The following is a 20,921-nucleotide window of genomic DNA, read 5'->3' on the forward strand; positions in this document are numbered from 1 at the left end:
GATGATTCCCGCGCATGATTGGTTGCGAACGCCCTGCGGGATCCGTGATGCGTTACCGAAGGGAGACAAGGCCATGGCACGGGAGTCGGAATCGGGGCTGCCGATCGATCCGGTCTACGGCCCGGACGCGCTCGCGGGCTGGGATCCGGCCGAGCGCCTCGGGGTGCCGGGCGGGCCTCCGTACACGCGGGGCGTCTATCCGTCGATGTACACGGAGCGGCCCTGGACGATGCGCCAGTACGCGGGCTTCGGCACGGCCGCCGAGTCCAACGCCCGCTACCGGCAGCTGATCGCCGCGGGCACCACGGGCCTGTCCGTCGCCTTCGACCTGCCCACCCAGATGGGCCACGACAGCGACGCCCCGCTCGCGCACGGCGAGGTCGGCAAGGTCGGCGTGGCGATCGACTCGCTCGACGACATGCGGGTCCTCTTCGACGGGATCCCGCTCGGCGAGGTGTCGACGTCGATGACGATCAACGCACCCGCCGCCGTGCTGCTGCTCCTCTACCAGCTGGCCGCCGAGGAACAGGGCGTCCCCGCGGCCGCGTTGACGGGCACCGTCCAGAACGACGTGCTCAAGGAGTACATCGCTCGCGGCACGTACATCTTCCCGCCGGAGCCGTCCCTGCGCCTGGTCGCCGACACCTTCCGCTACTGCCGCGCGGAGCTGCCGCGCTGGAACACCATCTCGATCTCCGGCTACCACATGGCCGAGGCCGGTGCCTCGCCCGCGCAGGAGATCGCGTTCACGCTCGCGGACGGCATCGCGTACGTACGGACGGCGCTCGCGGCCGGGATGGCGGTGGACGAGTTCGCGCCCCGGCTCTCCTTCTTCTTCGTGGCGCGTACGACGCTCCTGGAGGAGGTCGCCAAATTCCGCGCCGCGCGACGGATCTGGGCGCGCGTGATGACGGACGGCTTCGGCGCGCGCGAGCCCAGGTCACGGATGCTGCGCTTCCACACGCAGACGGCCGGGGTGCAGCTGACCGCGCAGCAGCCGGAGGTCAATCTCGTACGGGTCGCGGTGCAGGGCCTCGCGGCGGTGCTCGGCGGCACGCAGTCGCTGCACACCAACGCGTACGACGAGGCCATCGCGCTGCCCACCGAGAAGGCGGCCCGGCTCGCCCTGCGCACCCAGCAGGTCCTCGCGTACGAGACCGATGTGACCGCGACCGTCGACCCCTTCGCGGGCTCGTACGCGGTCGAGGCGATGACCGACGCGATCGAGGCGGAGACCGTGCGGCTCATGGACCGCATCGAGGAGCTGGGCGGTGCGGTCGCGGCGATCGGGCAGGGGTTCCAGAAGGCCGAGATCGAGCGCAACGCGTACCGGATCGCACGCGAGACGGAGGACGGCGAGCGGGTCGTGGTCGGCGTCAACAGGTTCCGCACCGAGTCCGAGGAGCCGTACGAACCGCTGCGCGTGGACCCGGAGATCGAGGCGCGGCAGCGGGAGCGGCTCGGGCGGCTGCGGTCCGTACGCGACGGGTCCGCGGTGGAGCGGACGCTGCGGGCGCTCGGCGAAGCGGCCCGCTCGGCGGACGCCAACGTCCTGTACCCGATGAAGGACGCGCTGGCCGCGCGGGCCACCGTGGGGGAGGTGTGCGGGGTGCTGCGGGAGGTGTGGGGGACGTACGTGCCGGCCGAGGTGTTCTGAGCCCTCCGTAGGGTGTCTTCCGAGCCCTCGGGAGGGTGGCCGTCACCGCTCACGGAGGCCATGATTCCGGTATCCGGAACGCCCGTGACCCGTATCCCCCTTTCGTGCGACACTCCGGCCATGCTGGGTGTCATAGATCTGCCGACCTACCTCGCGGGACTGATCGTCATCGTCCTGCTGCCGGGTCCGAATTCGCTGTACGTCCTGTCGGTCGCCGCCCGCCGGGGCGTGCGCGCGGGCTATACCGCCGCGGCCGGTGTGTGGGCGGGGGACACGGTCCTCATGACGCTCTCGGCGGCCGGTGTGGCCACGCTGCTGCAGGCCAACGCGATCCTGTTCTCGATCGTCAAGTTCGCCGGCGCCGGCTATCTGACCTGGCTCGCGATCGGCATGCTGCGGGCCGCCTGGTCGATGTGGCGCACCCGGCGCGAACGCCTGGAGCGCGCGGCCGAGGAGGCGCCGGCGGAGAAGGCCGAACGGCCCTTCCGCCGCGCGTTCGTGGTCAGCCTGCTCAACCCGAAGGCGATTCTGTTCTTCATCGCCTTCTTCGTTCAGTTCGTTGATCCTTCGTACGCCTACCCGGCCCTGTCCTTCGTGGTCCTCGGCGCCTTCGCGCAGCTCGCGAGCGCGCTCTACCTGTCGGTGCTGATCTTCAGCGGCACCCGCCTCGCGGCCGCGTTCCACCGGCGGCGTGCGCTGTCGGCGGGGGCGACCTCGGCGGCGGGTGCGCTGTTCATCGGGTTCGCGGTGAAGCTGTCCGTCAGCAGCGTGTGAGGTAGCCGGGGAGGCCGTCCGGTGCCGGGGCGGCCCAGCTCGGGGCGGCCCAGCCGATGTAGCCGTCCGGGCGGACCAGGAACAGGCCGTCGCCGTACGCCTCGTACGAGCCGACGCGGGCCGTCCGCAGCCCCTCCCGCCCCGCGTCGGCGGGCAGTTCCACGCCCACCGCGAGCAGCGTGAAGTGCGGGCCGCGGAACAGGTCGAAGAGGCGGACGCCGTCGAGGACGCCGTCCGGGGCGCGGTCGCCCGCGTGCAGCGCGCCCGCCGCGCCCGCGGAGAGGGAGGCCTCCCGGTAGCCGAGGCCCAGTTGCTGGGTCGCGCGGCCGCGGGCCTGTTCGCCGCGGTGGATGCGGGTGGAGAGGCCGAGCATCTCGGCGGCGAGCGGGCGGCGTTCCTCCTCGTAGGTGTCGAGGAGTGCGGCGGGCGCGCCGCCGCGCAGGACCCGGCCGAGCTTCCAGCTCAGGTTGTACGCGTCCTGGACGCTGGTGTTGAGTCCCTGGCCGCCCGCGGGCGAGTGGACATGGGCCGCGTCCCCGATGAGGAACACCCGGCCGGCGCGGAAGCGGTCGGCGAGGGCCGCGCGCGGGCGGAAGTCGGAGGACCAGCGGACCTCGGTGACGTCCTCGGCCGCCAGCTGCGTCCGCTCGGCGATCAGCTTGCGGACCGCGTCCGGTGCGGTGTCCGGGGTGCCCTCCTGGAACTGGGCCATCAGCTGGAAGTCCGCTGTCCCGGGCAGCGGGCACAGGGCGAGCATCCCGGCGGGTGAGCCCGGGAAGAAGTGCCAGTTGTCGCGGTCGAGCGCGGGGATCCGGACGTCCGCGACGAGCGTCGGTGACGGGTCCACCTCCTCGCCCGTCATCGAGATGCCGAGCAGCCGCCGCATGGTGGAGCGGCCGCCGTCCGCGGCGACGGCGTATCGCGCGCGCAGCTCCGTACCGTCGTCGAGCGTCACCGTCACCGCGTCCGCGTCCTGCCGCAGGCCCGTGACGCCCCGCCCGAAGTCCACGTCACCGCCGAGCGCGCGCAGCCGCGCCAGGAGGATCTCCTGGGTGCGCCACTGCGGCAGCATGCAGGGCCGTCCCGCGTACGGCTCGGCGGGCGTCGGCTCGATCGTCTCGTCCGCGAACATGTCGTGCTCGCCCTGTCGTACGCCGTCGGCCCAGACCATGCCGACCGGCGCGGGCCCGGCTGCCGCGAGCACCTCGTCGAGGACGCCGAGGTCATGGAAGACCTCGAGGGTGCGCGGCTGCAGTCCCTTGCCGCGCGAACCGGGGAACAGGCCGTCCGCCTGCTCCACGACCCTCGCGGAGATCCCGCGCCGGGCCAGGTCGAGCGCCGCCGTCAGACCGGCCGGGCCCGCTCCCACCACCAGGACGTCGAGCATCGCCACCACTCTCCTTAACGCTGTTAAGTAAGCTGTTGTGCCGATGATGCACTTAACGGCGTTAAGGAGTCAACCCTTAACACCGTTAGAGACAGGCGGGGCACAATGACCCTGTGCCTCCCGCCAAGATCGACCGCCAGCGCGTCGCCGACACCGCCCTGCGGCTCCTGAACGACGTCGGCCTCGACGGCCTGTCCCTGCGCGTCATCGCCAAGGAGCTCGACGTCAAGGCGCCGGCGCTCTACTGGCACTTCAAGGACAAGCAGGCGCTCCTCGACGAGATGGCCACCGAGATGCTGCGCCGGATGACGGCCGACATGACGGCCGCGGCCACCTCCGGCGACTGGCACGCGGTCCTCACCGGCGCGATGCGCGGCCTGCGCACGCATCTGCTGCGCTACCGCGACGGCGCGAAGGTCTACAGCGGTACGCGCTTCACCGACACCTCGTACGCCGAGCCGATGGAACGGATGCTCGCGGCCCTGGCCGTCGCGGGCTTCACCCCGCGCACCGCCGCGCGCGCCTGGTTCACCGCGTACAGCTACACGATCGGGTACGTCATCGAGGAGCAGGCCATGGGTCCCGGCCCGGGCGGCGGCGAGGGCTACGACCTGGAGGCACGCGCCGAGCGCCTCGCCTCGTACCCGCACGCTTCCGCGGCGGGCGACGCGATGTTCCGCGAGCACGACGCGGGCTTCGAGGAAGGGCTCGCGGCGGTGGTGACCGGGATCGGGGCGGTGCTGCTCACCGACGGGTGAGACCAACGATTGTCCGGCCGTCCCCGGCCAGTTCACCCTCGCGTCGCTTTCGCTTCCTACGTTCGTCGGCACCCCCCACGCGCTGAACGACACCGGGAGAACCATGACGAGGGCCCTCACCAAGCGTGCACGGGGCGGGGAGCTGGAGGACTGTCTGCGGGCCTGTGCCGCGCACAGCACCAAGCTGGTCGCCAGCGAAGACCGCCGCCGGACCGAACTCGCCGAGCAGTTGCGCAGACTGCTCGTCCTGTGGAGCACCGCGCCCGTCGCCGAACCGGCCCCCGCCGCCGTCGGCGCGACCGCGAAGCTCAAGCGGGCCGTCAAGGGCGCCGCCCCGTCCTCCCCGCTGGACAGCGGGCTGCTCGACGCGCTCCTCGCCGTCGCCGACCGCGCGCTGCGCTGCGGATACGGCGACGAGCTGGAGCTCGCCGCCACCATCGCCGACACCGTGCTCGGCCTGCGCAAGAACTCCCGCGCGGGCTGGCGCCTGCGCGGCCGCGTCCTGGAGGCACAGGGCCGGCCGGCCGAGGCCGTCGAGGCGTACGAACGCCATCTGGAGCTCGTCACCGAGGACGGCTACGGCGTGCGCGCCCGCGTCGCCGGGATCAACGCCGCCACCGGCGCCCGCGCCGGACTCCTCGCGCTGCTCCGCACGTCGGTCGACGGGGCGGACGCGCACAGCACGGGCCCGGCCACCGGCACCTGGGCCGAGGGCCTCGCCGCGTACGACGCCGGTGACCACGCGGGCGGCCGCGCCCGGATGGCGGGCGCGCTGCTCGCGATGGACCGCACGGGCGCCCCCGACCACGAGGTGCAGGAGGCGCTCGGCCACTACCTGGACCTGACCACCGGTCCCGGCACCCGCCCCACTCCCGAGCACACCGAGATCCTCGCCCTGTACGCCGAGGCCCGCCGCAACCGCATGCGCGGCCCCGTGCCCGACCCGCTCTTCGGCGGGGTGCAGTGGCTGAGCCTCGGCGAGTTCCGCAACCGGATCGCGGGCAAGTCCGTCTGCCTGATCGCCAATTCGGGCCGCGTCGGCGAGAGCCGGATGGGTGCGGCGATCGACGCGTACGACCTGGTGGTGCGCTTCAACTCGTACCGCATCGACGCGCAGCACACCGGTTCGCGCACGGACGTGCACGTCACGATCCACAAGCACGCCTTCAACTGGGACCAGCGCGTGGACACCCGGCTCGTCTTCGGCGGCAACTCCGCGGACTGGAAGTGGTCCGTGCGCAACAAGCTCGTGCCCGGCGCCCAGGACTGTGTGAACGACGAGTCGCTGCGCTGGCCCGTGCGCGGCATCGGCGCCGCGTCCACCGAGCATCTGCCCGGCATCCCCACGTCCGGCTTCAACATGGCCTGGCTGCTCGACTTCCTCGACGTCAGCCCCGCCATCGACCTGATCGGCTTCGACTTCTACGAGAGCGGCGCCTACCGCCTCCAGGAGGCCATGAAGCTCGCGATCACCAATGTGCACGCATACGGCAGCGAGAAGGCCTGGGTCATGGAGCGGGCCCAGAGCGTCTCCGGCGACGGCATGAGGATCTCCCTGCGATGACCATCCTGAACCCCTCGATCACCACGGCAGCCCCGGCCACCACGGCAACCCCGTCCGCGGGACCCGACGCCGCCGCGCTCACAGGCAAGCGCCGGATCGCCTTCGCGAGCTTCGTCGACGAGAACTACCTGCCGGGCTTCCTCGCGCTCCTGCGCTCCCTGGCCCTGTCCAACCCGGGCGTCTGCGAGGACTTCATCGTCCTGCACGACGGACTGCGCCCGGCCTCCGTCGCACAGATCCGCGCCCTGCACCCGCGCGTCACGTTCCGCCCGGTCGACGCCGCGCGCTACGACACGTACGCCAAGGGCGACCAGGACAACTACCTGGTCCGCAAGGCGTACTTCATCCTCGACGTGTTCCGCATCCGCGACTACGACACGGTGATCACCCTCGACACCGACATGGTCGTCCTCGGCCCGATCGGCGAACTTCTCACGCTGCGCCGCGGTCTCGCGGCCGTCCCGCAGTTCTTCTACGGGGACACCACCCGCAAGCTCAACAGCGGACTCCTCGTGATCCAGCAGGAGTTCCTCACCGACGCGTTCTGCGCGCGGATCGACGAGACAGGGCGCAGCGGCGCGTACGAGCTGGACAAGCACGACCAGGGCATCCTCAACGCCGTCCTGGACGGGGACTTCGTCGACCTCGACTCGACGTACAACTACGTCAAGCGGCGCCTCTCCGGCGATCTGCCGGTGCCCGACGACGTGTCCGTCCTGCACTTCACCGGCCGCCACAAGCCCTGGCAGGGCGGCGAGGCAGGCTACGGGCAGGCACAGGAGCGGTGGGCCGAGTACGACCTCGACGACGCCGCGCTGCACTCGGCCTACCTGGAGTCCGACGGTGAACTCCACCGCGACCTCCTGGTCCACTTCGGCACCCCGCACGTGCGCCGCACCCGCGACGCCGTCACCGCCCGCAAGGTCGCCCTCGCCCGGATCGGCGCCGGCGACTACCAGGCCGCCGTCGACGTCCTGGAGGCGGCGGACCTGCCGGTCGACGACGCCTGGGTGCACGAGGTGTACGGGCACGCGCTGATGAGCGTCTCGCGCTACGACGAGGCCCGCGCCCAGCTGCTGCTCGCCACCGCCGCACCCAACCGGGCCGCGACGGCCTTCGGCCGGCTCGCCCAGATCGCCTGGGTGCACGGCGACGACACCACCGCCGCCGGGTACGCGCGCGACGGTCTGACCACCGACCCGACCCACCGCGCGAGCCGCCTGTGGCACCAGCGCACCGCGGGCCACGCACTGCCCGCGCAGCAGACGGGCAGCCCGGCGGACCAACTCGCGCACGTCGCCTTCTACATGGACCGCCAGGGCAACGCGGGCGACAAGCTGCTGCCCGAGAGCGTGCGGCGCGCGGTCGGCGGCGCCTTCACCGGCGCGCCGAGGGACACGGGCGCCCGCGACTGGCACTCCGTCCACGCCCACCGCCTCTTCGACGAGGCGGCGCTCGCGCGCGTCAACGCGCGGCGCGGCCTGGTGATCGGCGGCGGCGGACTGTTCATCCCGGACACCATGCCCAACGGCAACAGTGCCTGGCAGTGGAACGTCCCGGACGAGCTGCTCTCCCGGATCGACGTGCCGGTCGCGGTCTTCGCCGTCGGCTTCAACGCCTTCGACGGCCAGTCCTACCGGGCCGGACGCTTCCGCGAGTCGCTGCGGCTCCTCGTCGAGAAGTCCGCGTTCTTCGGGCTGCGCAACCACGGCTCGATCGAGAAGGTCCGCGCGATGCTCCCCGCGCACCTGCACGACAAGGTGCGCTTCCAGCCCTGCCCGACGACCGTCACCCGGCAGCTGACCCCCGGCTGGCGGGACCCGGCGTCCCGCGAGGACACCATCCTGCTCAACGCCGCGTACGACCGCGCGGGGCTGCGCTTCGGCCATGACTACGGCTACTTCCTGGCCCAGATGGCAGCGTCCGTACGGGAGTTGGGGCGCCTGGCCGAGGTGCGGTGCGTCGCGCACTCCCTCGACGACGAGAAGCTCGCCTTCGACCTGCGGCGCGAACACGGCGTCTCGCTGCCCGTGATCCCGATGTACGACTTCGACAACGAGCAGATCCTCGACACGTACAAGCGGACCAAGCTGGTCATCGGGATGCGCGGGCACGCGGGCATGATCCCCTTCGGCTGCGGCACGCCCGTGATCTCGCTGATCTCGCACCCGAAGATGGCGTACTTCCTGCGGGACATCGAACGCCCCGAGTGGGGCGTCTCGGTGCACGACCGCGACCTCGCGGCGCGCCTCGTGGAGCAGGCCGGCGCGCTGCTCTCCGACCACGCGGCGACGGTCGCGGACGTGCACGGCAGGCAGCAGGAGCTGTGGAAGGTCACGGAGGCCAACCGGGCCGAGCTGCGGGAGATCTTCGGCGGCTGAGCGGCTGAGCGGCTGAGCGGCCCGCGCGAAGCGGAAGGGGGGCGGAGTACGAACTCCACCCCCCTTCCCGTTGCCCAGCCGCTACCTGCGCACGGCCCGCTTCAACCGCCGCGCCTGCCGCACCACCCGCCGGGCGGCAGGATTACGGGACAGCGAGCTCAGCCGCGACGGAAGACCGCCCGGCAGCCCGAGCGAGGTGAGCCGCTTGCGCTTGAAGTACTTCCACGTCGCGTCGTCGAGATGCCGCGCCAGATGCGCCTCGGCGGCCGGCCGCAGCTGCGGGTAGATCTGCGGCTGCATCGCGAAGCCGATCGCCGTGAGCAGCCCCGTCAGCTCCGCCCCGGCCGCGTCGGTCTTCTGCGCCTCGACGCCCGCCGCGTCCGTCACGTCCGGGAGCAGGGCGTGCACGATCGACAGCGGGATGCGGTTGCTGTTCTGGAACGGGGCGAGCCTGTCGAGCAGCCGCTCCGTGCCGACCCGGGCGACCGGGATCCCGTAGAACGTGGCGGCGGTGAGCAGCGCGGTCGAGAAGCAGCCGACGACCAGCGCGGGCCGCATCCGCTCGTACACCACCTCGGCGAGCACGGGGGAGTCGAGCACGGTCAGCTCGACGCCCAGCCGCTCCGCCTCCGCCTCGATCAGCTGCACCTGACGCTCGGGCGCCGACGGGTGCGGCTTGAAGACGATCGCGCGATGGCCGAGGTCGTACGCGCCCTTGACCATCTGGACGTGCAGCTTCTCCTCCTCCTCGGCGGAGAGGATCCTCAGCGCGGACAGGTACTGGCCGAGCAGCAGCGCCGGGTTGCCCTCCGGCAGCCTCAACTCGTCGTCCAGAGCACTGAGTTCGCCGAGGACCCGGACGAAGTCATCCGAGGGGATGAGCTCCGGCTCGACGCCGAACTCGGAGAGCAGCAGCGGCTTCAGACCGGCGACCAGGTCGAGATGGAGCAGCCGCCGCACCCGCGTCCCGGTCAGCGGGTCCAGTTTGTTGCGGGTGGGCCCGTAACTCATCAGGCCGTCCGCGTACACATGGATCGGCGCGCCGTGGAAGATCTGGCAGAACGCGAGCGCCGGGTTGACCTGGATGGACTCCACGGCCAGCTCTATACGGTCGTCCCCGAGGTCCCACAGCAGCCGGAAGTACCGCTCCCACATGGGGACGTCGTCCGCGCGCGGCGCCCAGTCGCCCGGGTGGAAGGGGCGGATCGCCTCGTTGTACGAGACCACCCGGTCGAAGCGGGTGCGCAGGAGCGCGAAGCCGGGCATCGCGTCCAGCGGCGTCGAGGTCTCGGGCGTCATCGTGTTGTTGAGGACGACGAGCACCCGCCGGTCCGCCGGCGTGAAGCAGCCCGCGTCGAGCGCGGCGGCCAGGGTCGCGGCCCCGTACAGCGTGGAGGCGCAGAAGAGCTGGGTGGTTCTCGGACGGGCCGATGGTGCGGTGGACATCAGACAGCTGCCTCCCCGGCGGGCACCGGCCGCTTGCGCAGCCGGCGGAGTTGAGTGGACCGCTCGTGGTCCATGGAGTCGAGTACGTCGTCGAGCAGCGGCTGCGGCATCCGCTTGAGCGCCGCCGCCGCGAGCGCCCGCAGCCGCTTGGCCACCTGGGGCTCGAACTTGTCGATGGTGCCGAGGTGATGGGCGATGATCGCGCAGTACGTACGGACGGCCTTGGGCAGATAGCGGTCGGCCTCGCGGTCCTGCGCGGTGTCCGCGAGCACCTGGTCGAAGGAGCGGATGAAGTCGAGCTGGCGGGTGTCGCCGATCTGCGTGAGCGAGGTGGCGACCCCACGCCGGTAGAACACCCCGAGCAGCCCGGTGACCGCGAACGACGCGGCCTCGCGGTGCAGCTTCCAGATCCACGGCCGGTCCTCGGCGGTGCGCAGCCCGTCCATGAAGTGCAGGACGCCCTGGTCGAGGAGGCGTCGGTGGTAGATCCCCGCCCACGCGTACGCGTAGTCGACGGAGGTGGAGCGGTGCGCGGGCAGGATCACCTCGCGCGGATCCATCACCACATCGCGCAGGCCGTGCGGGACGCGGTGGATGGTGCGGCCGCGGCCGGTGAACTGGACATGGTCGGTCCGGACGAAATCGCAGTCCAGCTGCTCGATGGAGGCGACGAGCTGCTCGAAGTAGCCGGGGGCGACCCAGTCGTCGCCGTCCAGGAAGGTCAGATACGTGCCGCGCGCCGCGTCGAGCCCGGTGTTCCGTGCGGTCGCCAGGCCCCCGTTCTCCTCGTGCCGCAGATACACGGCACCCGGGATCTCCTTCGCCGCGCGCTCCAATAGCTCGGGTGTCCCATCTCTGGAGCAGTCGTCCACGAGAAGGAATTCAACATCGGAACGCGCGTTCGCCATAAGGCTTCTGAGGGTCTCGGGCGCGTATTGCTGGACGTTGTAGAACGGCACGATGACGGAGAGCTTAACCACGCGGGGGACATTAGGTGTCCGGATCTCATGCGGACTTGCCCGCATGGAAATGCCGGATGAACGAAGCGTGGCAATCATGTGAACCAGCCCGCGACCTGGGCTGATTCGCCATTCGTCGTCGTTCTGTTAACCCGCTGTTGTTTTTCGATTAGGCCCGAGTCCCGAATGGCTTCCTAGCGTCTGCGACGTGCCAAGCAAGAAGCAGACGCAGCGAGTTGCCGTACTCGCGGATTCCGACACCCGCTGGAAATGGGGTGCCCTCACCGCTCAGCGCATCGTAGCCGCAGGTGGTCCCGATACCCGGTTTGACGGATTTCTCCTGCGCGGCCGCTCCACCCCCACCGCGCGCCAGCTGCGGGAAGTGGGCGTCCGTGCGGACGAGCTCCGCGAGGTCACCGGCGCGGAGTTCCTGCACGCGATGGAGCCCAGCGGTGCGCCGGGCGAGTCCGAGGGGTACGACGTGGTCGTCCTCGCCCTCGTGGGCGGGGCCGTCCAGGCCATGCTGCACGGACTCGCCCGCGTGTGGGAGGGCCGCGCCGAGCGTCCCGTCGTCGTCACCGGCTACGTCGGTGTCGTCTACGAGAAGCTCGCCGACGGACTCCTCCTGCGGCACGGCGCCGACGTGGTGCTCGCCAACTCCCGCCAGGACGCGGAGCGTTTCCGCGCCGTGTACGAGGGCGTGGGCGCGGACGCCGGCGCGGTCACCGAGTGCGCGCTGCCGTTCCTCGGCGGTGCTCCCTACCGGCCCGGCACGGACCCGTACACCGTCTGCTTCGCCGCGCAGCCCTCCGTGCCGGAGAGCCGTGCGGACCGTACGTACCTGCTCAAGCGCATGGTCCGGCACGCCGAGCTGCACCCGGAGCGCGAGGTCCTGATCAAGCTCCGCTCCAAGCCCGGTGAGCACACCACGCACATCGAGGAACTCCCGTACCAGAAGCTCGCCAAGGCCCTGGAGCTCCCGCCCAACTGCCGCCTCGTGTACGGGCACATGGGCGAGGTCCTCGACCGCACCGACCTGCTCGTCACCATCAGCTCCACCGCGGCGCTCGAAGCGCTGCACCGGCGCATCCCCACCGCGGTCCTCACCGACCTCGGGGTCCGCGAGGCGCTCGGCAACCACCACTTCACCGGCTCCGGCTGCCTCGCGTCCTGGACCCACCTCGACGAGGGGCACGTCCCCGAACCCGACGAGGAGTGGCTGGCCCGCCAGGGCGTCGCCGCCGACGGCTCGTACGCCACCGCCTTCGACACGGCACGCGACCGCATCGCCGCACTGCGCGCCAAGCCCCACCTCCCGCCGCTCACCCCCTACTACACGCTCGCGACGGCCCCCGGGTATCTGCCGGGCATCCTCGCCCGCCACCACCTCGCCCCCGACGGCCGGCCGCTGCCCGGCGCACCGGCCACCGCCAAGGAGCCGGGGCCTGTACGGCAGATCGTGCGCCAGGCCGCGCGCGGCGCGTACCGGCACGGCGTCCAGCGCGTCGCGCCCGTCATCCGGCGGATGGGGGAGCTGTGACCTCCGGCCCTTCGCCTTCGCGTTCCGCCTCCCCAGCCCCCCAAGGAGACCAGCCCATGACAGCCACGGACCCAGCCCTGGACCCGGCCATGGACCCTGCCCTGGACCCGGCCATGGACCCTGCCCTGGCAGGTGTTTCGGCCCTGCGTCGCGTACTCGCCGTGATCCCGGCGCGCGGCGGCTCCAAGGGTGTTCCCGGCAAGAACCTGGAGTCCGTCGGCGGGGTGCCCCTCGTGGTGCGCGCCGCCCGCGAGTGCCTGGCGGCCCGCCACATCACCGACGTCGTGGTCTCCACGGACGACGAGGCCATCGCCGAGGCCGCCCGCGGCGCCGGTGCCGAGGTCGTGCTGCGTCCGGCGGACATCGCCGGGGACACCGCGACCTCCGAGACCGCCGTCCTGCACGCCCTCGACGCACACGAGGCGCTCCACGGCACGCGGGTCGACGTGGTCCTGCTCGTGCAGTGCACCAGCCCGTTCCTCACCCGCGAGGACCTCGACGGTGTCGCGTACGCGGTCCTCGGACAGGGCGCCGACTCCGCCGTGACCGTCGCCCCCTTCCACGGCTTCGTCTGGCGCGACGCCACGGACGTCCTGGACCCGGCCGAAGGCACCGTCGCAGCCGCGGAACGCACCCTGACCGAGGGCGGTGCCACCACCACGGCCGTGCGCGAGCGCACCGGCGGCGGCCACGGCGTCAACCACGACAAGTCCTTCCGGCCCCGCCGCCAGGACCGCCCCCAGGACTACCTGGAGACCGGCGCCGCGTACGCCATGGAAACCGCGGGCTTCCGCGCCTGCGGCCACCGCTTCTTCGGCCGTACGGACCTCGTGCGCACCGACCCCGCACGCGTCCTGGAGATCGACGACCCGCACGACCTCGCCCGCGCCCGCGCGCTCGCCCCGCTCCTCGACGCGGGCCGTCCCGGCGCTTCCCCAAGTCCTTCGGACAGGGGAGGCCCCATGCCGTGCCGCGACGACGTGGACGCGGTCGTCCTCGACTTCGACGGCACCCAGACCGACGACCGGGTGCTGATCGACTCCGACGGAAAGGAGTTCGTCACCGTGCACCGCGGCGACGGACTCGGCATCGCGGCGCTCCGCAACTCCGGAATCCCGCTGCTGATCCTCTCCACGGAACAGAACCCTGTGGTCGCCGCCCGCGCCCGGAAGCTCAAGCTCCCCGTGCTGCACGGCATCGACCGCAAGGACCTCGCGCTCAAGCAGTGGTGCGAGGAGCAGGGCATCGCGCCCGAGCGCGTGCTCTACGTCGGCAACGACGTCAACGACCTGCCCTGCTTCGGCCTCGTCGGCTGGCCCGTGGCCGTCGCGAGCGCCCACGACGTCGTACGCGACGCCGCCCGCGCGGTCACCGCGCACGACGGCGGCGACGGCGCGATCCGCGAGATCGCGACCTGGCTCCTGGGCCCGTCCCTGCGACCGGACCCCGCCCTCTGAACGAGGCCGCCGCACCTACCCGGCGGCCCATGAACTCCCTTACACCGCACACCAGTTAGGAACGACCTGCCATGAGCTCCAACTCCAGCACCTCCCGTCTGCGCACCCTCGGCAAGAAGACCGCGGGCCCCGGCCGCCCCGTCTACGTCACCGGCGAGATCGGCATCAACCACAACGGTGACCTCGAGAACGCCTTCAAGCTGATCGACGTCGCCGCCGACGCCGGCTGCGACGCGGTCAAGTTCCAGAAGCGCACCCCCGAGATCTGCACGCCGCGCGACCAGTGGGACATCGAGCGCGACACCCCCTGGGGCCGGATGACGTACATCGACTACCGCCACCGCGTCGAGTTCGACGAGACCGACTACCGGGCCATCGACGAGCACTGCAAGAAGCGCGGCATCGACTGGTTCGCCTCCCCGTGGGACACCGAGGCCGTCGCCTTCCTGGAGAAGTTCGACCTCCCCGCCCACAAGGTGGCGAGCGCGTCGTTGACGGACGACGAACTCCTGCGCGCGCTCCGTTCGACCGGCCGCACGATCATCCTCTCGACCGGCATGTCCACTCCCCGCCAGATCCGCCACGCCGTGGAGGTCCTCGGCTCGGACAACATCCTGCTCTGCCACGCCACGTCGACGTACCCGGCGAAGGCCGAGGAGCTCAACCTCCGCGTCATCAACACCCTGCAGGCCGAGTACCCGAACGTCCCGATCGGCTACTCCGGCCACGAGACGGGCCTGCAGACCACCCTCGCCGCAGTCGCCCTCGGCGCCACCTTCGTCGAGCGCCACATCACCCTCGACCGCGCGATGTGGGGCTCCGACCAGGCCGCCTCCGTGGAGCCGCAGGGCCTGAGCCGCCTCGTCCGTGACATCCGCACCATCGAGGCCTCCCTCGGCGACGGCATCAAGAAGGTCTACGAGTCCGAGCTCGGCCCGATGAAGAAGCTGCGCCGGGTCTCCGGCGTCGTCGCCGACGCGGGCGACCGTGAGCCGGTCGCGGTCTGACCCTCTGATGCCCACCCCGAACGGGCCCGCCGCACCCACCACCCCGGGTGCGGCGGCCCCGGCCCCCACACCGGACTCGACGCTCGCGTTCGTCGAGAGCCCGGTCCAGCTCCTGAACGTCCTGGAGTGGGCCCACACCTGTGCGCACTCCGCTCCTCTCACCGTCATCGTGCTGTCCCCGACCGACCCGATGACCCGCGGCCAACTGCGCCGCATGGCCGAACTCGCCCGCGACGAGGGGCACTCGGTCCGCTGGGAGGAGGCCCGCGGCGGATCCACGGCCCCCCTGCGCACGATCGGCGGCCTGACGTCCCTCCTGCGCGCCTCGCACCGCATCGTCATCGGCGACCCGTTCTCGCGCTACGTCCAGCTGCTCCTGACCCTGACCCGGGCCCGCGAGTACGTGGTCGTGGACGACGGCACCGCCACGATGGAGTTCCTCGCCCAACTCGCGGGCGGCGAACGCCTGGTGCGCTGGCACCGCAAGGGCGGCCGCCGCGGCCCCCGCGACCTGGCCTTCGCCCCGTTCGCCTCGGCCACCCGCCACCGCCTGACCCCGTCCCGCGCCCGCAAGGTCTCGATCTTCTCCTCCATGCCACTATCGGAGGCCCCCGAGGGCATCACGCTCGTACCGAACGACTTCCTCTTCACCCGCACCCGCTTCGGCCCGCCCCGCATCACGAAGGGCGCGGACCTCGTCGGCACGTCCCTGGTCGAAACGGGTGTCGTGGACCCCGGCCACTACCTGACCGCGGTCCGCACCCTCGCCAGGACCCACGGCGTGACCCGCTACTTCGCCCACCGCCGCGAATCCGTCGAAAAACTCCACGAGCTGGCGACGGTCACAGGCCTGGAAATCGTCCGCCCGGACCTCCCCCTCGAACTCATCGCCCGCAGAGGCCCGATAGGCCACCGCATCCTGAGCTTCCCTTCGACGGTGGTCCACACCCTTCCCCTCGCCCTGGCGGGCACGGGCGTGGAGGTCGCGGTCTGCGACATCGACCCGACGTGGCTGACATCGCACGCGTCGCCGCGGGCGGAGGGATTCCTGGCGGGGGTGACGGGGACGGCGCGGGATGTCCACCGGTTGCGGTCGGTGGGGACGGCCTGAGGCTCAGGCCGGCTCGGGACCGCCGCACAACACCCGCGTCAGCGCCATCACTTGCCGCCGCACCTCCCTGTCGTACGCCTGCTCATGAGCCCGGACGTCCGAGAACTGGTCGAAGTAGCGGCCGGTGGTGGAACCCAGACCGGGGTCGACGAGCAGGCGCACGGTCGGCCGCATCCCCTCCTCGACCGTCGTCGCAGGAGTCAGGCCATAGGCACGCACCGCGGCCGTGTCCATCAGATGCGCGGGATGCAGGGCGTTCACGGTGACACCCGTCCCCTCCAGCTCCTCGGCCAGCTCGAACGTGGCCATGATCAGCGCGAGTTTGCTCCTGCAGTAGGCACTCAGCCCTTCGTACTCCCGCTCCCGCATGACATCGCCCAGATCGATGGCCTCCTGCCCGATCGAGGCCACATTGACGACGCGCGCCGGCGCCGACGCGGTCAGCAGCGGCAGCAGGCCGCGGACCAGCGCGTACGGGGCAAGGTGGTTGACGGCGAAGCGCAGCTCGTGTCCCTGTCGGCTGAGCTGCCGGACATACGGCTCGGGACCGCCCCCGACAACGGCATTGTTCACCAGCCCGTCAAGCCGCGGCTCGTCCGCGCGCACCCGGTCGGCGAGCGCGTGGACCTGATCGAGGTCGGCGAGATCCGCGAGGTAGGTACGGACGGTCGCCCCCGGCGCTCCCGCCCGGATCTCTCCCGCAACGGCATCCAGACGGCGCTGATCGCGCCCGTGCAACAGAACGGTCTGCCCGCGGGCGGCGAGGTCGAGCGCGATGGCGCGGCCCAGGCCCTGGGTGGCTCCGGTGATCAAGGTTGTGCGTGAGTCCATGGTGACCATGCTGGCGGGAAATGGCCGGCGTACGGGGGAGTGCATCGACCCTGGTGTTCCCACCACCAGGAAAGCTGCTCCGCGAACGCGATCTCCACGTCTCAGCGGTTCACTGTCCGCGCTCGTACTTGTACCGGTTGGGGTGCCCGTCCAGCATCGGCGTACTTCCGTCCAGGCATCCCGTCCTATACGCCTCGCGCTCCGCCCCGAAGTAGTCCGCCTCCCGGACCCACTGGCCGCACGCGTACTCGGCCACCCTCCGGTCAGCCTGCACCGCACCCAGGGCGCTGTCGTCGGAGGCCGTCCCGTCGAACCCGGGCGGAACCTCGATCCGCTCGCCGCTCTTCAACGCCTCCTCACCCCGGGCGAAACCCTCGTCGTACGCCTCGCACTCGGACGTCGTACACGGGGGCGGGGGCGTGCTGGACGCGGCGTCAGCGTCAGTGCCGCTGCTCGTCGAGCAGCCGGTGAGCAGCGCTGCCGCGAACAAAACGGCTATGCACGGGCGTCCGACCACGGTGAAATGCCCCTCCAGGAGCGGCCACGGATCCTTGTCTGCCGGCACGCCGTGTGCCTGCCGACGGGTAGGCAGACCCTACCCGTGACCGCGAACGGGCCGGGTCTTCGCTGCATGGCCCGCCTCGATCGAGTCGTGCCCGTGTCGGCGAAGCGGACGCTCCCGAGTACTGGCACCGCCTGCGCGAGATGGCTCAACTGGTCGCGGACTCCCCGTATTTAGCGTTGTTGGACAAGAACAACTGGCCTGAAGGATTCAAGACCGTGTGAGAAGTCATCCGACGGACCAGCAGTCTTGACGCTGCATACGGGTGTCGCTACGGTCGCCGATCAGCGTCCCTGAGCAGGGAAGTTACTCAGGACGGGACGGTGAAGTCAGTTGTCGGTGTGGCGACGTTCCAGGTGGCTGATCAGCGTCTCTGTCGTGCCGCTCATGCTCAGTGCATGCCACGCGCAGGCCGAACGCATCGACTTCGGGTATCGCCTGAAAGGTGACGGCACGATCGAGGTGGCGTACCCGGTGTGCCCGGACTCCGAAGTGCTGAGTGCGGAGATCATCAAGATGACCAAGGCCGAAGGAAAGCTGACGTACACAAGCTTGTGGAAGGCAGATCGCCCCTCCAGCAAGCGCGCGGCGGACGGCGTGTTCACCATTGGCGGGCGCCAGAGCTTCGAGCGTGAGGTCACGATGCTGCGGGAGGATATTCCGCAGAGCTTCTATCTGCACGTCCGGGAGGGTGGAGGTCCGGAATCAGGCAGAGAGCGAGAGGCCTCGGTCAGCTTGGACCTTCTGAAGTCCAGGAAACTTGAAGCGGGCGAGTTCATGACTAGTAGCGGGAAGGTGATGGGGCGCCGCGAAATCAACGAACAGGTGGCCTGCTGACCGTCTCGCGCTGTCGACCGACCTCTCGGTAGCCTCGCCCGATGCTCACCGTCCAGATCCTCAGTGAGAGCGGCGTGATCCAGGTCCGCGCGCGGCACGGCGTGGAATGGAGCCCGGAGCTGGGCGGACTCGATCAGTCGGCCTTCCCGATGTTCGGACATCTCCTGCCGTACGCGGACACCATGTTCAACTCCCGGCAAGTGGCGACGCTGTTGAACGAGATTCCGCGCCTGCCACCAAGTGTGCTGACGGACGAGTGCGCACAAGAACTCACCGGACTGGCGCTGACCGTTCTCGATGGGCAGGGCTTATACCTGTGGTTCTTCGGCGACTGAGGTCGCGATCGTGGGCTCCCCGTCGCCGGAATCCCTGAACTCGTGGAGCGGATAGTGGACCGGTTGGAGAGCACCCTCTTGTGGCTCGGCGTCGAGGACTACACCGGGCTCTGGGAGGCTGCCCTGGAAGCAAGTGCCGTTGGCGGTCCCTGCTCGCCTCCCGAAGTGCAGGAGCGTGCGCGGCGCACCATCGAGTCTCTCCTGGTCAGCGGGTTCATCGAACTGTTCGCGTGCCGGGAACCGATGAACAACGACGGCGTACGCATCGTGTCGCCGGACCACTGGGCCGAGATCCTGGGACGAGAGACCTGCTGGACGTCTCCCGAGCCGGGAGGGGAATCGATCCGATTCGCCTCCACGGATCGAGGCTTCGCCGCGTACCGGGAGGTGACGGGCTGGTCGGTCACCTGACGCGGGTGCGCCGACAAGCCTTCTCACTCCGAGAGTTGGGCGAATGGTCGCCCTCCACGATCAGGCTGCACGGAGATCCCGGTTACGCCCCTCGACGGAAAGTAGACCGCTAGCATTCCGCCCGAGATAGCGGCCGTTTCGCCACCGGCCGGGGTGTACCGGAGGGAGAGCGGTGGACCAGCGTGTGCTGCCTCAGCAGGACTTCTCGGTGTTCGCCGATTCCGTGCGGAAATCCGGCCCGGAGCGGCTGCGGGTGACGGAGGCGATGACGCGCCTGGAGGCCGAACGGCTGCGGATCGTACGGGCGATGGAGCGTGGGCAGCCGGTCGCCGCGCGTGTCCTCGGACGAGGCGGCGAGGAGATCAACCGGAACCTCATCCGCGAGGTCCCGGACTGGTGCACCCTCGACTCCGTCAACATCAGCGGTTCCGTGGAGCGACTCGCCGTAAGCCTCCCGAACAACACGTTCGCGATGGACTCCGGTCTCCGGATGATCAGCGTGTGGCACCGCGACGCGCTGAGCCCGGAAGTGCGGCTCGTATTGTCCGGCGAGGACCCGGAGGTCTACTTCTTCGGCTACGGGCCGTTGCAGATGAAGATCGTCGATGGGGCGGAGGTGCTCCTCGAAGGGCCCGTCGTCCGCAATCAGACGACCGTCGTCGTCGTGCGGGACGCCGCGTGCATGGCCGCAGCGCGCCACTACTGGGATGCGGTGCGCGCGACGACGTACCCGTGCGCCGAAGAGGTGCCTCTCGCGGACGGCCTCACCGATCGCCAGCGCCGCGTCGTCGCGCTCATGCTCACGTGCTCGTCGGACGAGCAGATCGCCCGCCGTCTCGACTTGAGCGTCCGTACGGTACGGACGGAGGTGGCTGTGATCCTCGACCTCCTCGACGCCCCGACCCGTTTCGTGGCGGGCGTCCGCCTCCGCGAGCGCCTGACGAGTGCCTCCTAGCCGGAGAGGGCATCGAATCGGTCGCGTGCCGGGAGGCGAAACAGAGCGCTAGCATTCCGCCCGAGATGACGGCCGTTTCGCCACCGGCCGGGGTGTACCGGAGGGGGAGCGGTGGACCAGCGCGCGCTGCCTGAGCAGGACTTCTCGGCGTTCGCCGATGGGGGGCGGTTCTCCGGACCGTCGCGGCTGCGGGTGACGGAGGCGGTGACGCGGCTGGAGGTCGAACGGCTGCGGGTGGTACGGGCGTTGGAGCGTGGGCAGCCGGTCGCCGCACGGATGCTCGGGCGGGGCGGGCAGGAGATCAACCGGAACATCGCCCGTGAGGTCCCGTCCTGGCGCACCCTCGACTCCGTCAGACCCACCGGTTCCGTGGCGCAGCTCGCCGTGACCCTCCCGAACAATACGTTCGCGATGGAGGCGGGCCTGCGGATGGTCAGCGTGTGGCACCGCGACGGGCTGAGCCCGGAGGTACGGCTCGTGCTGTCCGGCGAGGACCCGGAGGTCTACTTCTTCGGGCACGCGCCGGTGGAGATGAAGATTGTCGACGGGGTCGAGGTGCTCCTCGAAGGCCCCACCGTCCGCAATCAGACGACCGTCATCGTCGTACGGGACGCCGCGTGCATGGCCGCCGCCCGCCACTACTGGGATGCGGTGCGCGCGACGACGTACCCGTGCGCCGAAGAGGTGCCACTCGCGGACGGCCTCACCGATCGCCAGCGCCGCGTTGTCGCGCTCATGCTCACGTGCTCGTCGGACGAGCAGATCGCCCGCCGTCTCGACTTGAGCGTCCGTACGGTACGGACGGAGGTGGCTGTGATCCTCGACCTCCTCGACGCCCCGACCCGCTTCGTGGCGGGGGTCCGTCTCCGCGAACGCCTGAGCGGGACCACCGCCTGACCTGCCCGCAACCGCCTGCGGCTGCAGGTTGCTGCAACTTTCCACCGACGCC

General features: G+C 70.7%; 19 protein-coding genes. 14 read left to right on the forward strand and 5 right to left on the reverse strand.

What is annotated here, in order from left to right; genetic code table 11:
- Positions 1 to 73: 73 nt before the first annotated feature.
- Positions 74 to 1,657, forward strand: a complete 1,584-nt coding sequence (locus ACIBI4_RS09270) for a methylmalonyl-CoA mutase (protein WP_399203027.1) — start codon at positions 74 to 76, stop codon at positions 1,655 to 1,657.
- Positions 1,658 to 1,777: 120 nt separating this feature from the next.
- On the forward strand, positions 1,778 to 2,431 hold the full coding sequence (gene leuE, locus ACIBI4_RS09275; protein ID WP_399203028.1) for a leucine efflux protein LeuE: 654 nt from the start codon (positions 1,778 to 1,780) through the stop codon (positions 2,429 to 2,431).
- Here leuE and ACIBI4_RS09280 read toward each other — a convergent pair.
- Entirely contained in the window at positions 2,418 to 3,818 is a 1,401-nt protein-coding gene (locus ACIBI4_RS09280) for an FAD-dependent monooxygenase (RefSeq protein WP_399203029.1), read from the reverse strand. The genes leuE and ACIBI4_RS09280 overlap by 14 nt on opposite strands.
- A 113-nt stretch (positions 3,819 to 3,931) precedes the next feature.
- On the opposite strand from ACIBI4_RS09280, the gene ACIBI4_RS09285 reads away from it, so the two are divergent.
- The 3 genes from ACIBI4_RS09285 (at position 3,932) to ACIBI4_RS09295 (ending at position 8,521) form a co-directional block, all read left to right on the forward strand.
- Entirely contained in the window at positions 3,932 to 4,576 is a 645-nt protein-coding gene (locus tag ACIBI4_RS09285; RefSeq protein WP_399203030.1) for a TetR/AcrR family transcriptional regulator C-terminal domain-containing protein, read from the forward strand.
- A gap of 103 nt (positions 4,577 to 4,679) precedes the next feature.
- Complete coding sequence (locus ACIBI4_RS09290; RefSeq protein ID WP_399203031.1) at positions 4,680 to 6,140, forward strand: glycosyltransferase family 29 protein; 1,461 nt, start codon at positions 4,680 to 4,682, stop codon at positions 6,138 to 6,140.
- Positions 6,137 to 8,521, forward strand: coding sequence for a glycosyltransferase (locus tag ACIBI4_RS09295; protein ID WP_399203032.1), 2,385 nt, complete (start codon positions 6,137 to 6,139; stop codon positions 8,519 to 8,521). The genes ACIBI4_RS09290 and ACIBI4_RS09295 overlap by 4 nt, the downstream gene beginning before the upstream one ends.
- An 81-nt stretch (positions 8,522 to 8,602) precedes the next feature.
- On the opposite strand, the gene ACIBI4_RS09300 is transcribed toward ACIBI4_RS09295, so the two are convergent.
- Together ACIBI4_RS09300 and ACIBI4_RS09305 are read right to left on the reverse strand one after the other, a co-directional pair.
- Complete coding sequence (locus tag ACIBI4_RS09300; RefSeq protein ID WP_399203033.1) at positions 8,603 to 9,967, reverse strand: polysialyltransferase family glycosyltransferase; 1,365 nt, start codon at positions 9,965 to 9,967, stop codon at positions 8,603 to 8,605.
- Positions 9,967 to 10,947, reverse strand: a complete 981-nt coding sequence (locus ACIBI4_RS09305) for a glycosyltransferase family 2 protein (protein ID WP_399203034.1) — start codon at positions 10,945 to 10,947, stop codon at positions 9,967 to 9,969. The genes ACIBI4_RS09300 and ACIBI4_RS09305 overlap by 1 nt, the downstream gene beginning before the upstream one ends.
- A gap of 187 nt (positions 10,948 to 11,134) precedes the next feature.
- Between ACIBI4_RS09305 and ACIBI4_RS09310 the strand changes: the two genes are divergently transcribed.
- The 4 genes from ACIBI4_RS09310 to ACIBI4_RS09325 all read left to right on the forward strand — a co-directional run bounded on the left by ACIBI4_RS09310 (position 11,135) and on the right by ACIBI4_RS09325 (position 16,041).
- A complete protein-coding gene (locus tag ACIBI4_RS09310; RefSeq protein ID WP_399203035.1) occupies positions 11,135 to 12,466 on the forward strand; it encodes a DUF6716 putative glycosyltransferase in 1,332 nt (443 codons plus the stop codon).
- 113 nt (positions 12,467 to 12,579) lie between these two features.
- The gene (locus ACIBI4_RS09315; protein WP_399203238.1) at positions 12,580 to 13,923 is read left to right on the forward strand and encodes a cytidylyltransferase domain-containing protein; all 1,344 of its coding nucleotides are present in this window, start codon (positions 12,580 to 12,582) and stop codon (positions 13,921 to 13,923) included.
- A 71-nt stretch (positions 13,924 to 13,994) separates the two neighbouring features.
- Positions 13,995 to 14,930, forward strand: coding sequence for an N-acetylneuraminate synthase family protein (locus ACIBI4_RS09320; RefSeq protein WP_399203036.1), 936 nt, complete (start codon positions 13,995 to 13,997; stop codon positions 14,928 to 14,930).
- 7 nt (positions 14,931 to 14,937) lie between these two features.
- A complete protein-coding gene (locus ACIBI4_RS09325) occupies positions 14,938 to 16,041 on the forward strand; it encodes a hypothetical protein (protein WP_399203037.1) in 1,104 nt (367 codons plus the stop codon).
- Between the two features lie 3 nt (positions 16,042 to 16,044).
- Here ACIBI4_RS09325 and ACIBI4_RS09330 read toward each other — a convergent pair whose 3' ends face one another.
- Together ACIBI4_RS09330 and ACIBI4_RS09335 are read right to left on the reverse strand one after the other, a co-directional pair.
- Positions 16,045 to 16,872, reverse strand: coding sequence for an SDR family NAD(P)-dependent oxidoreductase (locus ACIBI4_RS09330; RefSeq protein ID WP_399203239.1), 828 nt, complete (start codon positions 16,870 to 16,872; stop codon positions 16,045 to 16,047).
- Between the two features lie 109 nt (positions 16,873 to 16,981).
- Positions 16,982 to 17,437, reverse strand: coding sequence for a hypothetical protein (locus ACIBI4_RS09335; RefSeq protein WP_399203038.1), 456 nt, complete (start codon positions 17,435 to 17,437; stop codon positions 16,982 to 16,984).
- Positions 17,438 to 17,812: 375 nt separating this feature from the next.
- Here ACIBI4_RS09335 and ACIBI4_RS09340 point away from each other — a divergent pair, with 375 nt between their 5' ends.
- The 5 genes from ACIBI4_RS09340 to ACIBI4_RS09360 all read left to right on the forward strand — a co-directional run bounded on the left by ACIBI4_RS09340 (position 17,813) and on the right by ACIBI4_RS09360 (position 20,869).
- Positions 17,813 to 18,271, forward strand: coding sequence for a hypothetical protein (locus ACIBI4_RS09340; protein WP_399203039.1), 459 nt, complete (start codon positions 17,813 to 17,815; stop codon positions 18,269 to 18,271).
- A gap of 41 nt (positions 18,272 to 18,312) precedes the next feature.
- Positions 18,313 to 18,606 (forward strand): hypothetical protein, encoded by a 294-nt coding sequence (locus ACIBI4_RS09345; protein ID WP_399203041.1) that lies wholly within the window; start codon positions 18,313 to 18,315, stop codon positions 18,604 to 18,606.
- Positions 18,607 to 18,669: 63 nt separating this feature from the next.
- Complete coding sequence (locus ACIBI4_RS09350) at positions 18,670 to 19,017, forward strand: hypothetical protein (RefSeq protein ID WP_399203043.1); 348 nt, start codon at positions 18,670 to 18,672, stop codon at positions 19,015 to 19,017.
- 172 nt (positions 19,018 to 19,189) lie between these two features.
- A complete protein-coding gene (locus tag ACIBI4_RS09355) occupies positions 19,190 to 19,972 on the forward strand; it encodes a LuxR C-terminal-related transcriptional regulator (RefSeq protein WP_399203044.1) in 783 nt (260 codons plus the stop codon).
- A 111-nt stretch (positions 19,973 to 20,083) separates the two neighbouring features.
- Positions 20,084 to 20,869, forward strand: coding sequence for a LuxR C-terminal-related transcriptional regulator (locus ACIBI4_RS09360; protein ID WP_399203045.1), 786 nt, complete (start codon positions 20,084 to 20,086; stop codon positions 20,867 to 20,869).
- Positions 20,870 to 20,921 lie beyond the last annotated feature (52 nt).

Origin of the sequence: Streptomyces sp. NPDC050418, assembly GCF_044458745.1 — a bacterium.
Taxonomy (GTDB): Bacteria; Actinomycetota; Actinomycetes; order Streptomycetales; family Streptomycetaceae; genus Streptomyces.